A 15,984-nucleotide genomic window follows, 5' to 3' on the forward strand; every position below is an offset into this window, starting at 1 on the left:
CGGCGGTCGGCTGGCGTCCTGGGACCTCAGTCCCCGGACTCTATGGGAACTATTATGGATCCGTCGTGGGACCATACACGTCGAGATCACATGAGTCAGGTAACCGTCGAACGCGTTACGCACGACCGCTGGGACGACGCCATCGCCGTCGACAACGGCACGATCGAGTTGCTTGCGCCGACAACTATCGGCCCGCGGATCACCGAGTTCGGGTTCGTCGACGGCCCCAACGAGTTCCATCTCTTCGAGGAGGTCCGCGACGAGTGGCCGCTACTCGGCGGTCACCGCGTCTGGCACGCCCCCGAGGACCGCGAGCGAACCTACACCCCGGATCTGGAACCGGTCGCGGTCGATCTCCTCGACGATGGGGTCCGACTCGAAAAGTCGCCGGGCGAGGACAACGTCGCCAAGGCCATGACCGTCCGGATGGCCGAGACGGGCGCGTCCGTCGAGGTGACCCACGAACTCACCAACGCCGGCCAGTGGCCGGTCGAGTTCGCCCCCTGGGCACTGACCGTCATGAAGGGCAACGGAACGGCTGTCATTCCCTTCACCCCCCAGGCCGACCCCGAATCGCTGTTGCCCGATCGCTCGATCCAGCTGTGGCCCTACGCGACCCTGGCCGACGACCGTTTGTCCTTCGGCGAGGAGCACCTCTATCTCGAGCAGGACCCCGACGGCGATGGCGAGACCAAGATCGGGACCGCGGCCGGCGACGGCTGGCTCGCCTATCTCAACGACGGCCACGCCTTCCGGAAGGATTTCGCCCACGATCCCGACGCGACCTACCCCGATCTGGGCAGCGACACCGAGGTCTACACCGACGACTACGTGACGGAACTCGAATCCCTCGCGCCGATCCAGACTGTCGAACCCGGCGAGACCGTCACGCACGTCGAGACGTGGACGCTCGAAGACGGCGTCGAGGACCTCGACGCGACGGCGGCGATCGAACCCGATTCGGTCTGATCGCACGCTCCTTCATACTGCTCGGTAGAAAACTGACGGCTCGGTGTCGCGATGCTGGAGCTACGTCCCGGAACCCAGCGCCTCTTCCTCGCCGGTCGCGCCCTGGGCCTCCCAGATCTCGATCATCTTCGCGACGAAGGTCTCGGTCCGGAGCGGGTGGCCCTGGTTGCCCGCAGAATCGAGTGGTGCTTCGACGACCTCCTCGGTGAACTCGTCGTCGAAGTCCATGTCCGTCACGGTCTCGACGACGTCGAAGGAAAGCGTGTTGTCCTCCAGGCTGTTTTCGAGCCACGGGACCTTCGACTGGGCGTCGTCGTACTCGATCTCGTAGGTCTCCCCGCCGAAGAGGTCGAGCAGTGCGTCGAGTGTGCCGATCTCGACCCACTCGTCGTCCCACTCGATCAACAGCGTCTCATCTTCGAGTTTCGTGTCGTGACGTTCCATCGTAGATACTCCCTACAGTGACTGACCTGCCCGGGGAGTATATATGCCACGACTGCCCTCGTTTCCACGCTTCGACTGATCGAATCCATCCATTTTAAGCCCGCGTCACGCCCATCGAGGACCATGACTCCGCCGCGACTCATCGCATTCGGGGAATCACTCCTGCGACTGGCGACGCCCACCGCAGAGCCGATCGAGACCACCGACACGCTCGACGTTCACGTCGGCGGCGCGGAGGGCAACGTCGCCGTCGCTGCCCAGCGGCTGGGCCTCGACGCGACGTGGGTCTCGAAACTCCCCGCGACGCCCGTCGGCGAGAAAGTAACCACTGCCTACCGGACCCACGACGTCGACCCGGCCGTCGTCTGGGACGAGAGTGACGACGCCCGACTCGGGACCTACTACCTCGAAGCGGGCGCGGCCCCCCGCGGCTCGCAGGTCATCTACGACCGGGCCGGCTCGTCGATCACGACGGCGACGTTCGAAGAACTTCCCACGGCCCCCTTCACCGAGGCCGATGCCGTCCACGTCTCCGGAATCACGCCTGCACTCTCGGCGACGCTGGTCGAAACCACCAGCGAAATCCTCTCGACGGCCAAGGATTCCGGGGCGACGACGGTCTTCGACGTCAACTACCGGTCGAACCTCTGGGACCCAGAGTCGGCCCGGGAGACACTCACCGATCTCCTGCCCGACGTCGACGTGCTGTTCGTCGCTCACCGCGACGCCGAGACGGTACTGGATTACGACGGCGACGCCGAGACCGTCGCCGCCGACCTGCACGCCGACTACGACCTCGACCTCGTCGTCGTGACGACGGGTGAGGCGGGTGCACTCGCCTTCGACGGCGAACGGAGCGCGCACCAGCCGGTATTCGAGACCGAGACGGTCGACGCGATCGGGACCGGCGACGCCTTCGTCGGTGGGTTCCTCGCTGCCTGGCTGACCGACGAGTCGATCCCGGTCGCGCTCGAACAGGCGGCGGCGACCGCGGCGCTCAAGCGGACGATCGGCGGCGACGCCGCGACGATCCGGCCCGAGATGGTCGAATCGATCCTCGACGGTGACGTCGAGGAAATCTCGCGGTGAGCGAACCGCCCGTGGCAGTCGTTTTCTCAACGGAGCGGTGACGTCGAGCGGTCCGGGCGGGCATCGAGCGTCACCTCGACGGTTCGCTCGTCACCGTCCCGCAGGATCGCGACCTCGATGGTATCACCGGGCCGGGTTTCCAGCGCCAGATAGCTCGCCAGGTCCTCGAAGGTCTCCATCGGCGTCCCGTCGATGGCGCGGATAACGTCGCCACCCACGGGGACCTGGCGTCCACCGACGTACTCGATGCTACTGGGCTGGAGGACGCTGTCAGCCGGGCCACCACGAACGGTCTGGACGACCAGCAGGCCCTGTGGCTCCGCCAGGTCGTTCGCCTCTGCGAGCCGCGGCGTGACCACGTCGAGTGAGACGCCCATGTAGGCGTGCTCGTAGGTTCCCGACTCGATGAGTTCCGGGACCACGCGCTGCGTCAGCGCAGCCGAGATCCCGAAGGCGATGCTGTCGCCCTGCTTCGAATTCACGACGCCCACCACGGAACCGTCGAGATCCATCAGCGGGCCGCCGCTGTTGCCCGGGTTCACCGCCGCGTCGGTCTGGATCGCGTCCGGAATCTGATAGCCCGCCGGCGACGGGATCAGCCGGTCGGTGCCGCTGACGATCCCCGACGTGACCGACCCGTCGAGGTTGTACGGGTTCCCGATGACGACGACCTCCCGGCCGATCGTCGGCGGCTGGTCGCCGAACGGGAGCGGCGCTGCGGAATCGGGCACTGTCCCGGGTTCGATCACGGCGAGGTCGCTGTGTGGATCCGTCCCGACCACCGGGCCACTCGCCCACGTCCCGTCGTGGAAGCGGACCTGCGCCTCACTCGCCGTCCCGACGACGTGGGCGTTCGTGACGACGTGCCCCTCGTCGTACTGGAAGCCGGTTCCCTGGCCGGTCGTCGTCTGGACGGTCGTGACCGAGGGGATGGTCTCGCGGTACACCCGGGTGTAGGGACTCTCGGCTGTGTCCGTCTCGGGAGACTCTCCGGCTGCGGAGGGCGACGGCGACTCCCCTGGCGACGACTCGGGTGCCGACAGCGACGTCGAACACCCCGCGATCGCGGACGCGAGTGCCGTTCCGCCGAGCGCCAGAAACCGCCGCCGTGTAGATGTCTCTGGAGTCATCTCTGTTCACGTGTACGGTTCACTCGCTTGTGAATGTTCGGTCCACCCGAACGGTGGTATGTCGTTACGTGAGTCGCGTTCGGGAACAGCCAGAAAGCCCCGAGGCGGTCGGCTCGGTGCGCCGGCTGCGCGCTTCGCTCGGTCGCTCGCTCCCTCGCTGTCACCGGAAATCTCCGATTTCCGAGATCACGAGAGAGCTTCGCTCTCTCGAACGACAGTGCTTGCCCGTGCGCGCCGTCGCCGAGCGCGAGGCCGGCGAGCCGGCCTCGAATGGTCGCGGCGGTTGCACCGCCGCGCACGCCTCGCCCCTTTCAGTCCCACCCGAGACCGGTTGGCCAGCCGGCATGGGCGGGACTGAACGGGGGCTTTCTGGCTGTTGCAGGCGATCCCTGATACACGAAACACGATAACCCGAACGGGGGGTTGCTGTCGCTCGGGTTTGCTATCCGCGACCCCCGGGCGAAGCGCCACTCAGTCCGGGCTTGAAAAGGATTAACCGCCCGACTGTCGAAAATCCGCCATGCCGATCGATTACACGCAGCTCAGCGACCCGAACGCCGAGTACACGATGCGGGACCTCTCTTCGGAGACGATGGGCGTCACCGCCGACCGCGGCCCGCGAGATGTCGAGATCACCGACGTCCAGACGACGATGGTCGACGGCAACTACCCCTGGACGCTCGTGCGGGTCTACACCGACGCGGGCGTCGTCGGGACGGGCGAGGCCTACTGGGGCGCGGGCGTCCCCGAACTCGTCGAGCGCCTGAAGCCCTTCCTCGTCGGCGAGAACCCGCTCGATATCGATCGCCTCTACGAACACATGGTCCAGAAGACCTCCGGCGAGGGCTCGATCGCCGGTGTGTGGCTCCACGCCATCTCCGGTGTCGAGATCGCGCTGCACGACCTCGCCGGGAAGATCCTGGACGTCCCCGCCTATCAACTCCTCGGGGGGAAATACCGCGACGACGTCCGGGTCTACTGCGACCTCCACACTGAGGACGAGGCCGACCCGCAGGCCTGCGCCGACGAGGCCGAACGCGTCGTCGAGAATCTGGGCTACGACGCGATCAAGTTCGACCTCGACGTGCCGTCGGGTCACGAGAAGGACTCCGCGAACCGCCACCTCAGCGGCCCCGAGATCGAGCACAAGGCCGAGATCGTCCGCGCGACGACCGAACGCGTCGGCGCGGACGCCGAGGTCGCCTTCGACTGCCACTGGACGTACACCGGCGGCAGCGCCAAGCGACTCGCCGAAGAGATCGAGGACTATGACGTCTGGTGGCTGGAAGACCCTGTCCCGCCGGAGAACCACGACGTCCAGCGGGAGGTCACACAGTCCACGACGACGCCGATCGCCGTCGGCGAGAACGTCTACCGCAAGCATGGCCAACGCCGCCTACTGGAGGAGCAGGCCGTCGACATCATCGCACCTGACGTGCCGCGAGTGGGCGGGATGCGCGAGACCCGGAAGATCGCCGACCTGGCCGACACCTACTACATCCCCGTCGCGATGCACAACGTCGGCTCGCCGATCGCGACGATGGCCTCCGCACAGGTCGGCGCGGCGATTCCGAACGCACTCGCCGTCGAGTACCACTCCTACGAACTCGGCTGGTGGGCAGACCTGGTCGAGGAAGAGGGCCTCATCGAGGACGGCTCGATGGCGATCCCCGAGAAGCCCGGGCTTGGCCTGACGCTCGACCTCGACGCGGTCGAGGCGCACAAGGTCGAGGGCGAGACGGTGTTCGACGAGGCGTAGTCTCGGCGGGCTTGACAGGCGAACGAAGTGAGTCTGTCGGCGGTCGATCCGGCCTGACCGGATCGAACCGGCGAATCTCCGATTCGACTCGTTCGACGAAGAGAACCGCTTTCGAGGAACGGAGTCCATGAGAGTTCAGGAAGAGAATACTTCTGTAAGTGGTCGTATCCGAGAGAGCTAAATGCTTGCTCCTGTAAATATACTTTTACGAACTATGTCGAACGACGAAGCTTCGGCTGTCGTTCAGACACGACTCGAAGAGGGCGAATACGAACGGTTGCGACGGGTGGCAACAGAGAACGATCTATCCCTCCAAGACGCACTTCGGAAAGCCGTGAGGGAGTACGTGAACCGTCATGGAAAACACGATCCGGACGATCCGTTCTTCTCAAAACCCTCGAAAGATCCGACAGCCGACTCCTCGATCACCGCAAAGAAAGCTGACCAGTATCTTTACTGAGTAGATCGACCGCTTCAGTTGGCGACGGAGACGACTTCGATGTCGAACTCCAGGGTCTCGCCCGCGAGTTGCGGATTGAAGTCGACGCGGATGACCTCGTCCGTTACTTCGGTAATTTCGGCTAGATTGCCGTCCTGGGTCTGGAGGAACATTCCCTCCTCGGGCTGCTCGTCACCGAGTTGCTGGCTGAGTTCGGCCGGATCGAACGTCCGGACGCGCTCCTCGGACCACTCGCCGTAGCCTTTCTCCGGCGGGATTTTCACGGTCGGCGTATCGCCCGGCTCCATGCCGATGAGTGCGTCCTCGAGCCCGTCGATGACCTGCCCAGCGCCGACTTCGACCGTCAGCGGCGTGAACTCACGGTCCGGCTGCTCGTCGGCCAGTTCGGTCTCCTCGGCGACTGACTCTCGGGAGGTGTCGAAGACGGTGCCGTCCTCGAGTCGTCCTGTATACTCGATGCTGACTGAATCGCCTGTAGCTATCGTCATGGGTATGAAAGGAGCGACACGGGGATACGTCCTTGCATCGCGGCACGTGACGCTTTTGGGATAATCTGCTGTGTGGTTGGATTCGACGGAGGATTTCTGTGTTAGCGGCCTTGATTTCACTGCGTTCAGGACCACTATCGAGAATCGGTAGAAAGCCCTCACCCGCTCTCGGCCGCTGAGTGACATATTCTCGCTTCGCTCGCGGTTACACCGCTCGCAATCGAGGCTTTAACTTCGCTCAAGCCTCGCATCGCTCGAATAGAGGTCACTCAGCGACGCGCGACACGGGTTCGCCCTTTCGATCCACCAGGCGAATAGTGTGCGTAGATCAGCTATGTGACCGAATTCCTGGTGGATTGAAAGGGCGAGGGCAGCGTGGTGGCTTCGCCGCCACGTTATAAGGCGGTCGGTGTACACCGACCGCCCAGGTCGCGTGCGTCTCAGCGGCCCCTATCCGAGCGAAGCGAGGATATCCTGCTGAGCGTGCGCGAGCGGCCCGAGGGCTTTCTACTACTCCGAAGAGAGAAGCACTCTAACGTCAGAAATATTGCTTCCAAAAAAGACCGTGTTGACTGAAATTGAGGACGCGCTCACTCCACCACCCGATCAGCTATACCGAGTTGCGACCCAGTCGATGATCACGCCGTAGGCAACGCCGGCGGCGAAACTCGGGAGGTCGCGGAACTCGCTGGTGAAGGTGACCGCCGCGCTCACGACGAGTCCCAACAGCAAGCCCCTGACGTAGACGTTGTACTTCGAATCGACGACCTGGAGCCCGCCCGCCAGCCCGATCACGAGTCCCATCACGACGCGATTGTACCACATCGAGAACAGGAACAGTTCGTTGCCCGCGAAGCCGATCCGGAGGCCGACGCCGAAGATGCAGAAGATGCCGAGGAACGCGCCGGTGAGGATCCCGATGGCGAGTCGTCGTTTCATGGTGGATGCTGTGGTGGCTCGGGAATGAACATTGGGGTCACTTCGCAACAGCCGTCTCCAACTGGATTTTGTCTTCTGGCGGGAGAATCGACTGACTCAACGGGGTTGTGTTAACCAGAAAACACATATGATGTCCAATTGACGGGCGACGTATGGATTCGCGTTCGCGGCTGGGCCTGCTGATCGGTCTCGGTCTCCTGCTCAGCGGCGGTCTCGCCTATGGTGTGGGCATGTATCAGGAATCCAGTGCCTGTACGTCGGGCTATTGGATGACGGTGGATCAGATGGCCGCGGACGAACCGGTACATCCCCCTATCGAAGAAGTGTCCTTCGAGAACCTCTCGACTGCCGAGCAGGAGCACTTTCGGGAGGCACTCACAGGCAACAGGCAGAAACTTTGCAGTGGCTCCGACCGAATGGAGAACCTGACTGAGGATGTGATACGATACCAGGGTGGGCGCTACATGGCCGATCTGCTCGCGTTCGACGGTACTTCGTGGGGCTTCCCGCTGGTGTTGGTCGGCATGGTTGGTGTCCTTCTTGGCGGTGCGCTTTCCGTCCTCACTGGTGGCATGGTGATCCTTCGGAAAATATGGGATCGGCTTCTCATCACGTGATGCAGACTGTTATGACGAGATGTCCCGACTATGCTGGCGGTTCTCTACCCTGTGGAAATCGAACTGCCGAGCATTCCACGAGGCTTATTACCCTTCAACAATCAGAATTGTCTGGTACAATGAATAGACGGGAATTTCTCGCGACTGCTGGAGTACTCTCGGCACCGTCTGTTGCCGGCTGTTCCGGTGGCTCGTCGATGAACTCACCGACTGCGACGGGGGCGAATACCGATCCGTTCCCTTCGCACTCCGGGACGCACGCCATCACCTTCGAAGGCCAATACTGGTCGTGGGAATTTTCCGTCCCGAAGGAGTCCACCGTCCACATCACTGTCTCGGTCGAAAGCGGAATAGTCAATGTTCTTACCTTTGGCGCAGCGGACTTTCAGTCGCAGACGTCCACTGACGATCACGACGTCGTTGCCGCGAAGGCCATCGACCGGGCGTCAGCGGAGGAGATTTCCGACATCGAGATAGAGGCAACGCTCGATGCTGGTGCGTACGTGCTTGTCGTAGATGATGCGGGCCGGAGGGCTTACGGTGGGCTTCAGACGCGGCAAGAGATACACGTGGAGGTCACCACCGAGGCGGCCTCCGGCGAGTGAGTTTCCTCGCTGCGACTGGCGTGCTCAAATCTCGCTTCACGCACTACACAACATCAGGAGTCGCGACGCGATGAAACGCGTCGCTTGTGGATTTGAGTTGAAGAAGTGCGACGGCCGAGATTTGAACTCGATGGCGAGACGGTCGCTCACTTCGTTCGCGCTGCGACTCGCGTAGTTCAAATCTCTATTACCGCATTCACCCTCGCGCTGAAGCGAGCGACACGCAAAGCGGTCGCTCGCGGTTTTGCGCTCGGTAGAAGTGCGACGGCCGAGATTTGAACCAGATGGAGACGTTCCGGGCGTGCGCCTTCGCTTCGCTCAGGCGGTCCGGGCCTGCGACTCCCAGGGTTCAAATCTCTCATCCGCACCGCACAGCGTTCTGGATCGCGACGCGATGAAACGCGTCGCTTGAAAGTTAGAACGCTGAGAAGGTGCGACGGCCGAGATTTGAACTCGGGTTAGGACCGTGGCAGGGTCCTGTGATACCACTACACCACCGTCGCACGGTGCATTCCAAACTGGGGCCGGAGAGAAATATAAGGCTTCCGAATCACGTGGACGGGAGCGCCCCGTCGCGTCACCGACTCGCGTGGGGCGCGATCCCTTGCGAGAGCGTCTCACGACCGGTTGGAAGCGGCATCCTTTTACGATGCCGCCCGCGAGTAATCGGCACAGTCTAGTGGCGTGACGTGGAAGCGTCACGGCATGACGCTCAACGCACTCGTGCCGTCGTCGCTCTGCCGTGAGGCGGAGGACAAACGTGAGGCGACCCGGAAGATCGGCTACGTGGCCCGCGCGGCCACCGTCTTCCGGGTCGATCGACTCATCGTCTACCCCGACCCTGACGGGGCGGGAAGATGGGGCGACGGGTTCGTCGAAACCGTGCTGCGGTACGCCGCCACGCCCCCATACCTCCGAAAGGAGGCCTGGGAAAGGCGGGACGAACTGGGGTGTGTCGGCGTCCTGCCGCCGCTCCGCGTTGCGACCCAGACCGGCTCCGGATCGGACGATTCGGGGTCGTTAAGACAGGGAATCGTGACCGAGGTCGGATCTGATGGGCGCGTCCGGGTCAATTGCGGCATGCAACACCCGATCTCCCTCGCCGTTCCGGGCGACCGGACGATAAAGGAGGGGGAACGCGTCACCGTCAGGATCTCTTCGAGACGACCGGTTCGCGCGAAGATCGTCGATCAGCCCCCACCGGGCTATCAGGTCGACCGTGCGAACCTTGACGCTGCGCTCTCGCGGCCCGACGCCGGCGTACGGATCGCCGCGTCCCGACACGGCCAGTCGCTCACGACCGAGCGACTCGGGCGACTCGCCGGGACGATCGCGTCGGCTGGCGACATGACAGTCGCCTTTGGCGCGCCGGAGCGCGGCTTGCCGGCTATCCTCGGCGTCGAACCAGGTGCTGTCGACCCGTCCACTGTGGACGAGTTGGCGGCAGCCGTCGACGCGGCGGAACGGAATGACGAAACGGTCACCGGATCAGGATCGGACGGACCCCGATTCGACCTTTGGCTCAATACGGTTCCCAACCAGGGAAGCGAGGTCGTGCGAACAGAAGAAGCGATGTTCGCCACCCTCGGCCCCCTGACACTCACGGAGTGAGAATCCGATGCCACAACCAAGCAGACCACGCAAAGGCTCGCTGGGCTACGGTCCGCGTACGCGGGCGACCAGTGAGACGCCGCGGTTCAACAGTTGGCCCGACGACGAGGGCCAGCCGGGCGTACAGGGCTTTGCCGGCTACAAGGCCGGCATGAGCCACGTCGTTGTCATCAACGACGAGCCCAACTCACCGCGGGAGGGCATGGAGGAAACCGTGCCCGTCACTGTCGTCGAAACCCCGCCAATGCGGGCAGTGGCGCTGCGAGCCTACGAAGACACGCCGTACGGCCTGCGACCGCTCACGGAGGTCTGGACCGACGAGTTCCACGAGGACCTCGACCGGGCCATCGACCTCCCTGCAGAGCAGGACCGCGACGGCGCAGAGGCACAGATCAGAGACGCTCTCGATGCGGGTCGGCTCGGGGACGTGCGCCTCATTACGCACACCGTTCCCGGCGACCTGCCGAGCGTCCCGAAGAACAAACCCGACGTGATGGAGACACGCGTCGGCGGCGGTTCGCTTGCCGATCGCCTCGAGCACGGCCTCGAGCTCGTGGCCGACGGCGGCGAGTACGCCATGACCGACGTCTTCCGCGCCGGCGAGTACGCCGACGTGGCGGGCGTCACGAAGGGCAAGGGTACCCAGGGCCCCGTCAAGCGCTGGGGTGTCCAGAAGCGAAAGGGCAAACACGCCCGCCAGGGCTGGCGACGCCGGATCGGCAACCTGGGCCCGTGGAACCCATCGCGGGTTCGCTCGACGGTGCCCCAGCAGGGCCAGACTGGCTACCACCAGCGCACCGAACTCAACAAGCGTCTCATCGACTTCGGCGACGAGGACGACGTCACCCCCGACGGTGGCTTCGTCAACTACGGCGAAGTCGAGGGGAATTACGCGCTGATCAAGGGCTCGATTCCCGGGCCCGACAGCCGTCTGGTTCGCCTGCGCCCGGCCGTTCGGCCGAACGACCAGCCGCGCCTCGACCCCGAGGTACGGTACGTCTCCACTGAATCCAACCAGGGGTGAGATGAATGCAGGCAACACTACACGATCTGGACGGTGACGCCGCCGACGAGATCGAGCTGCCGGACGTCTTCGAGACGCCCTATCGGCCCGATCTCATCAAGAACGCGGTGCTTGCCGCCCAGGCCAACCGAAAGCAGGACCACGGCGCAGACGAGTACGCGGGCATGCGGACGCCCGCCGAATCCCAGGGCAGTGGTCGCGGCCAGGCCCACGTCCCTCAACAGGACGGACGCAGCCGACGTGTCCCTCAGACCGTCGGCGGGCGACGGGCACACCCGCCCAAGGCCGAGGCCGATCCCGCACCGGCACTCAACGACAAGGAGCGCAAACTCGCGACCCGGTCGGCGATCGCCGCGACGGCGGACGCCGAACTAGTCGACGCACGCGGGCACGCCTTCGACGACGAGACCGACCTGCCGCTGGTCGTCTCTGACGATTTCGAGGACCTGGTCAAGACCCAGGCGGTCGTCGATGTGCTCGAAGCGCTCGGCGTCGATGCCGACATCGAACGCGCGGACGACCGGACCGTCCGGGCCGGCCAGGGAACGACCCGTGGCCGGAAGTACCGGACGCCGAAGTCGGTCCTCTTTGTCACGAGCGAAGAGCCGTCGAAGGCGGCTCGCAACCTCGCGGGCGCGGACGTAACCACCGCCCGGGAAGTCAACGCCGAGGATCTCGCGCCGGGGACCGACGCCGGCCGACTCACCCTCTGGACAGAGAGTGCGATCGCGGAGGTGGCTGACCGATGACCGATCCGATCGACGTCATCGACCATCCTCACGTCACCGAGAAGGCGATGGACAAGATGGACTTCCAGAACAAGCTCCAGTTCATCGTCAAGATCGACGCGACGAAGGACGACATCCGCGAGGCCGTCGAACAGCAGTTCGACGTCACCGTCGACAACGTCAACGCACAGGTCACGATGAACGGCAACAAAAAGGCAGAGGTAACTCTCTCGGCTGACGACGACGCCGAGGAAGTCGCCTCCCGAATCGGGGTGTTCTGAGCATGGGACGACGGATTCAAGGTCAACGACGCGGTCGCGGGACGCCCACGTTCCGGGCACCATCCCACCGCTACAAGTCCGATCTCTCACACCGGAGCACCGAAGCGCGCGACGGCGACGTCATCTCGGGGACGGTCGTGGACATCGAACACGACCCTGCCCGGAGCGCACCCGTCGCCGCCGTCGAGTTCGAGGACGGCGATCAGCGACTCGTCCTCGCGCCCGAAGGCGTCGGCGTCGGCGACGAGATTCAGGTCGGCGTCACCGCGGCGATCGAGCCCGGGAACACGCTCCCGCTGGCCGAGATCCCCGAGGGCGTCCAGGTCTGTAACGTCGAGGCCAACCCCGGCGACGGCGGGAAGTTCGCCCGGGCGTCAGGCGTCTCGGCGCAGTTGATGGCCCACGACCGCAACGTGACGGTCGTCCAGTTGCCAAGCGGCGACGTCCGCCGACTCGACCCGGACTGCCGGGCGACGGTCGGTGTGGTCGCCGGCGGCGGCCGGACGGAGAAACCCTTCGTGAAGGCCGGCAACAAGTACCACAAGATGAAATCCCGTGGGACGAAGTACCCGCGGGTTCGCGGGGTCGCGATGAACGCGGTCGACCACCCGTTCGGTGGCGGTGGCCGCCAGCACCCCGGTCAGCCCAAGTCCATCTCGCGGAACGCGCCGCCGGGACGGAAGGTTGGCGACATTTCCTCGCGCCGGACTGGCCGAGGTGGTGACGAATGAGCTCACACGATTACCAGATCGGTCACGAGGGCGAGTTTACCTACCGTGGCCACACGCTCGAGGAGTTGCAGGACATGTCCGTCGAGGAAGTCGCGGAACTGCTGCCCGCACGAATGCGGCGAAGTATCAAACGCGGCCTGTCCTACGAGAAACGACAGTTGCTCGAAGAGGCCCGTGACGCCGGCGAGGAGGAGACGGCCAACGACCCGATCAGGACGCACCTGCGGGACATGCCGATCCTCCCCGAGTTCGTCGGGATCACGTTCGCGGTCCACAACGGCCAGAGCTTCGAGCGCGTGAAGGTCGAGCCCGAGATGCTCGGCCACTACCTGGGCGAGTTCCAGCTCACGCGCACGAGCGTCGAGCACGGACAGGCCGGGATCGGGGCGACCCGCTCCTCGAAGTTCGTGCCACTCAAGTAATCCATGGGAATCAGCTACTCAGTCGACGCGGATCCGGAGCGGACGGCGAAAGCCATGCTCCGGGAGCGTCAGATGAGCCACAAGCACAGCAAGGCCATCGCCCGGGAGATCAAGGGCATGATCGCCGAGGAGGCGGTCGCCTATCTCGAGGACGTCATCGAGGGCGACCGATCGGTCCCCTTCAAGTCCCACAACTCGGGCGTCGGCCATCGAAACGACATCGAGGGTTGGGACGCCGGCCGCTATCCGGAGAAGGCCAGCAAGGCCTTCATCGATCTGCTCGAGAACGCGATCGGCAACGCCGAATACGCGGGTATGGACGGCGAGTCCATGCAGATCGCCCACGTCGCCGCCCACAAGGTCGGCGAACAGCAGGGTCGCAAGCCCCGCGCGATGGGGCGAGCGAACCCGTGGAACACGCCGGAAGTCGATGTCGAACTCATTCTCGAAGAACTCCAGGAGGGTGATGCCTGATGGCGGACGAACTGCAGTTCATCCAGGACGGCATCCAGCGCACCCAGATCGACGAGTTCTTCGAGGACGAACTCGGTCGCGCGGGCTACGGCGGCATGGACGTCGCCAAGACGCCGATGGGGACCCAGATCGTCCTCAAGGCCGAAAAGCCCGGCATGGTGATCGGCAAGGGTGGGAAGAACATCCGGAAGATCACCACCACGCTCGAAGAGGAATTCGGGCTCGAAGATCCCCAGGTCGACGTTCAGGAAGTCGAGGAACCCGACCTCAACGCTCGGATCGTCGCCGACCGGTTGGCGAACGCCCTCGAACGCGGCTGGTACTTCCGGAAGGCCGGTCACACCACGATCGACCGGATCATGGAGTCCGGTGCGAAGGGTGCCGAGATCGTCCTCTCCGGCAAGGTCACGGGCGCACGCTCCCGCGTGGAGAAGTTCAACCGTGGCTACATCAAGCACAACGGCGAACCCGCCGAGGACATCGTCGATCACGGCCAGGGCGTCGCCGTCATGAAGCTCGGCACGATCGGGGTGGACGTCAAGATCATCCCGCCGAATGCCGAACTGCCCGACGACTTCGAGATCTACGAGGACGTCGAGGTCGAGGACTACGTCGAGGACGTCGAGGAAGGCTCCGTCGAGGAGCTGCTCGCCGGCGAGCCCGAGGAGGGCGACGCTGCCGAGGCAGCTGATGCGGACGCCGCCGACGCCGCGGACGACGCGGCCGAGGACGCCCCCGACGAGGAAGTCGTCGAGGAGGCCGCCGAGGCCGAGGAGTTCGACGACGTCGACGTCCCGGACGACGCGGGTGTCGAGGACGAACTCGACGAACTTGAGGAGTCCGTCGACGAGGAACTCGACGAGGAGACCGAGGAAGCGGCCGAGGAGCTTCTCGATGAGATGGATGACGAAGAAGCTGACGCGGACGACGGAGACGCGACGGCCGACGCTGACGCGGACGAGGAGGGTGAGGCCGAATGACCATCCTCCATCCCGAAGAGATCCGCGACATGACCGCCGCCGAACGCGAGAGCGAACTCGAGGATCTCCAGACGGAACTGCTGAACGCCCGTGCCGTCCAGGCGACGGGTGGTGCCCCGGAGAACCCCGGGCGGATCAAGGAGATCCGGAAGGCGATCGCGCGGATCAAGACGATCGAAGCCGAGGACGCGGCGAACGAATAACGATGCCACTCACCCCCGACACCCTCGCGCGGCACGAACTCATCGGGCTACCTGCCCGCGTGAGCGCCGCGACCAACGCGGACCTCGTCGGAATCGACGGGACGGTCGTCAACGAGACGGCCAAGACGCTGTCGATCGAGCGAGGGGGTCGGACGTGGCAGGTCCCGAAGGCGACGGCGACCGTCGAGTTCACGCTGTCGAGTGACGATCCGGCCGCCACGGACGGCGAGCTGGTCGTCACCGTCGACGGCAACCGACTCGTGGCCCCGCCGGCCAGACGGACCGAACGCAGAGGTGACTCAACATGGCGCTAGGACTGAACGTACAGCAACCGGACGTGACCTGTGATGACGAGAACTGCCCGTTCCACGGCACCCTTTCGGTGCGTGGGCAGACGCTCGAAGGCACAGTCGCGTCCACCGACATGCAGAAGACCGTCGTCGTCGAGCGAGAGTACGACGTAACCGTCCCGAAATACGACCGCCTCATGAAACGGCGGAGCCGGATTCCGGCCCATGCACCCCCGTGCATGGACGTCGAGGAAGGCGACACGGTCACGATCGCAGAGACCCGACCACTGTCGAAGACGAAATCCCACGCAGTGGTCGCGAAACACGGAGGTGCGGACTGATGGAAGCCCTCAACGCCGACGTCACCCAGGGCCTCGAGAAGGGCTCGCTGGTCACGTGTGCCGACAACTCCGGCGCACGTGAACTCAAGGTGATCAGCGTCGCCGGGTATTCCGGCACGAAGAACCGCCATCCGAAGGCGGGCCTGGGCGACAAGATCACCGTTTCGGTGACCAAGGGCACCCCGGAGATGCGACGGCAGGTGCTGGAGGCGGTCGTCGTCCGCCAGCGCAAGCCGATCCGTCGACCCGACGGCACGCGCGTGAAGTTCGAGGACAACGCGGCCGTCATCGTCGACGAGAACGAGGATCCCCGGGGCACCGAACTCCGCGGGCCGATCGCCCGCGAGGTGGCCGAACGCTTCGGCTCCATCGCCTCGGCAGCAACGATGATCGTCTAGA

22 protein-coding genes and 1 tRNA gene are annotated in these 15,984 nt (G+C 64.6%); 18 read left to right on the top strand and 5 right to left on the bottom strand.

Features of this window, described 5'->3' with window-relative positions:
- The first annotated feature begins 90 nt into the window (after positions 1-90).
- Positions 91-969 (top strand): hypothetical protein, encoded by an 879-nt coding sequence (locus HUTA_RS11160; RefSeq protein ID WP_015790017.1) that lies wholly within the window; start codon positions 91-93, stop codon positions 967-969.
- 60 nt (positions 970-1,029) lie between these two features.
- On the opposite strand, the gene HUTA_RS11165 is transcribed toward HUTA_RS11160, so the two are convergent.
- The gene (locus HUTA_RS11165) at positions 1,030-1,413 is read right to left on the bottom strand and encodes a hypothetical protein (RefSeq protein ID WP_015790018.1); all 384 of its coding nucleotides are present in this window, start codon (positions 1,411-1,413) and stop codon (positions 1,030-1,032) included.
- A gap of 123 nt (positions 1,414-1,536) precedes the next feature.
- Between HUTA_RS11165 and kdgK1 the strand changes: the two genes are divergently transcribed.
- Positions 1,537-2,502 (top strand): bifunctional 2-dehydro-3-deoxygluconokinase/2-dehydro-3-deoxygalactonokinase, encoded by a 966-nt coding sequence (gene kdgK1, locus HUTA_RS11170; RefSeq protein WP_015790019.1) that lies wholly within the window; start codon positions 1,537-1,539, stop codon positions 2,500-2,502.
- A 26-nt stretch (positions 2,503-2,528) separates the two neighbouring features.
- Here the strand turns inward: kdgK1 and HUTA_RS11175 are convergent, their stop codons facing one another.
- Positions 2,529-3,632: a S1C family serine protease gene (locus HUTA_RS11175; RefSeq protein ID WP_015790020.1), complete on the bottom strand. Its 1,104-nt coding sequence runs from the start codon at positions 3,630-3,632 to the stop codon at positions 2,529-2,531.
- Between the two features lie 520 nt (positions 3,633-4,152).
- On the opposite strand from HUTA_RS11175, the gene HUTA_RS11180 reads away from it, so the two are divergent.
- Both HUTA_RS11180 and HUTA_RS11185 read left to right on the top strand, forming a co-directional pair.
- Positions 4,153-5,391, top strand: coding sequence for a mandelate racemase/muconate lactonizing enzyme family protein (locus HUTA_RS11180; RefSeq protein WP_015790021.1), 1,239 nt, complete (start codon positions 4,153-4,155; stop codon positions 5,389-5,391).
- A gap of 181 nt (positions 5,392-5,572) precedes the next feature.
- Positions 5,573-5,851, top strand: a complete 279-nt coding sequence (locus tag HUTA_RS11185) for a hypothetical protein (RefSeq protein ID WP_245529100.1) — start codon at positions 5,573-5,575, stop codon at positions 5,849-5,851.
- Between the two features lie 14 nt (positions 5,852-5,865).
- Here HUTA_RS11185 and HUTA_RS11190 read toward each other — a convergent pair whose 3' ends face one another.
- Entirely contained in the window at positions 5,866-6,339 is a 474-nt protein-coding gene (locus HUTA_RS11190; protein ID WP_015790022.1) for an FKBP-type peptidyl-prolyl cis-trans isomerase, read from the bottom strand.
- A 606-nt stretch (positions 6,340-6,945) separates the two neighbouring features.
- Complete coding sequence (locus HUTA_RS11195) at positions 6,946-7,278, bottom strand: hypothetical protein (protein ID WP_015790023.1); 333 nt, start codon at positions 7,276-7,278, stop codon at positions 6,946-6,948.
- A 152-nt stretch (positions 7,279-7,430) separates the two neighbouring features.
- On the opposite strand from HUTA_RS11195, the gene HUTA_RS11200 reads away from it, so the two are divergent.
- Positions 7,431-7,895, top strand: coding sequence for a hypothetical protein (locus tag HUTA_RS11200; RefSeq protein ID WP_015790024.1), 465 nt, complete (start codon positions 7,431-7,433; stop codon positions 7,893-7,895).
- Positions 7,896-8,092: 197 nt separating this feature from the next.
- The gene (locus HUTA_RS11205; protein WP_015790025.1) at positions 8,093-8,500 is read left to right on the top strand and encodes a hypothetical protein; all 408 of its coding nucleotides are present in this window, start codon (positions 8,093-8,095) and stop codon (positions 8,498-8,500) included.
- Between the two features lie 432 nt (positions 8,501-8,932).
- Here the strand turns inward: HUTA_RS11205 and HUTA_RS11210 are convergent.
- Positions 8,933-9,003 (bottom strand) — tRNA-Gly (locus tag HUTA_RS11210).
- 202 nt (positions 9,004-9,205) lie between these two features.
- On the opposite strand from HUTA_RS11210, the gene HUTA_RS11215 reads away from it, so the two are divergent.
- From HUTA_RS11215 to HUTA_RS11270, 12 genes are read left to right on the top strand one after another with little or no spacing between them, the layout of a single operon-like run.
- Positions 9,206-10,111, top strand: a complete 906-nt coding sequence (locus tag HUTA_RS11215; RefSeq protein ID WP_015790026.1) for a putative RNA uridine N3 methyltransferase — start codon at positions 9,206-9,208, stop codon at positions 10,109-10,111.
- 7 nt (positions 10,112-10,118) lie between these two features.
- Positions 10,119-11,135 (top strand): 50S ribosomal protein L3, encoded by a 1,017-nt coding sequence (locus HUTA_RS11220; RefSeq protein ID WP_015790027.1) that lies wholly within the window; start codon positions 10,119-10,121, stop codon positions 11,133-11,135.
- 5 nt (positions 11,136-11,140) lie between these two features.
- Positions 11,141-11,884 (top strand): 50S ribosomal protein L4, encoded by a 744-nt coding sequence (gene rpl4p, locus HUTA_RS11225; protein ID WP_015790028.1) that lies wholly within the window; start codon positions 11,141-11,143, stop codon positions 11,882-11,884.
- Positions 11,881-12,144 (top strand): 50S ribosomal protein L23, encoded by a 264-nt coding sequence (locus HUTA_RS11230; protein ID WP_015790029.1) that lies wholly within the window; start codon positions 11,881-11,883, stop codon positions 12,142-12,144. The genes rpl4p and HUTA_RS11230 overlap by 4 nt, the downstream gene beginning before the upstream one ends.
- A gap of 2 nt (positions 12,145-12,146) precedes the next feature.
- Entirely contained in the window at positions 12,147-12,875 is a 729-nt protein-coding gene (locus tag HUTA_RS11235) for a 50S ribosomal protein L2 (protein ID WP_015790030.1), read from the top strand.
- Positions 12,872-13,297 carry a 30S ribosomal protein S19 gene (locus HUTA_RS11240; protein WP_015790031.1) on the top strand — a complete coding sequence of 142 codons (426 nt, stop codon included), beginning with the start codon at positions 12,872-12,874 and terminating at the stop codon, positions 13,295-13,297. The genes HUTA_RS11235 and HUTA_RS11240 overlap by 4 nt, the downstream gene beginning before the upstream one ends.
- A 3-nt stretch (positions 13,298-13,300) precedes the next feature.
- Entirely contained in the window at positions 13,301-13,771 is a 471-nt protein-coding gene (locus HUTA_RS11245; RefSeq protein WP_015790032.1) for a 50S ribosomal protein L22, read from the top strand.
- A complete protein-coding gene (locus HUTA_RS11250) occupies positions 13,771-14,751 on the top strand; it encodes a 30S ribosomal protein S3 (RefSeq protein ID WP_015790033.1) in 981 nt (326 codons plus the stop codon). Before HUTA_RS11245 ends, HUTA_RS11250 begins: the two co-directional genes overlap by 1 nt.
- Positions 14,748-14,954: a 50S ribosomal protein L29 gene (gene rpmC / locus HUTA_RS11255; protein ID WP_015790034.1), complete on the top strand. Its 207-nt coding sequence runs from the start codon at positions 14,748-14,750 to the stop codon at positions 14,952-14,954. The genes HUTA_RS11250 and rpmC overlap by 4 nt, the downstream gene beginning before the upstream one ends.
- Positions 14,955-14,956: 2 nt before the next feature.
- Positions 14,957-15,268 (top strand): ribonuclease P protein component 1, encoded by a 312-nt coding sequence (locus tag HUTA_RS11260; protein ID WP_015790035.1) that lies wholly within the window; start codon positions 14,957-14,959, stop codon positions 15,266-15,268.
- Positions 15,259-15,585: a 30S ribosomal protein S17 gene (locus HUTA_RS11265; protein ID WP_015790036.1), complete on the top strand. Its 327-nt coding sequence runs from the start codon at positions 15,259-15,261 to the stop codon at positions 15,583-15,585. Before HUTA_RS11260 ends, HUTA_RS11265 begins: the two co-directional genes overlap by 10 nt.
- Positions 15,585-15,983 (top strand): 50S ribosomal protein L14, encoded by a 399-nt coding sequence (locus HUTA_RS11270; RefSeq protein ID WP_008526511.1) that lies wholly within the window; start codon positions 15,585-15,587, stop codon positions 15,981-15,983. The genes HUTA_RS11265 and HUTA_RS11270 overlap by 1 nt, the downstream gene beginning before the upstream one ends.
- Position 15,984 lies beyond the last annotated feature (1 nt).

It is taken from the genome of Halorhabdus utahensis DSM 12940 (assembly GCF_000023945.1).
Taxonomy (GTDB): domain Archaea; phylum Halobacteriota; class Halobacteria; order Halobacteriales; family Haloarculaceae; genus Halorhabdus; species Halorhabdus utahensis.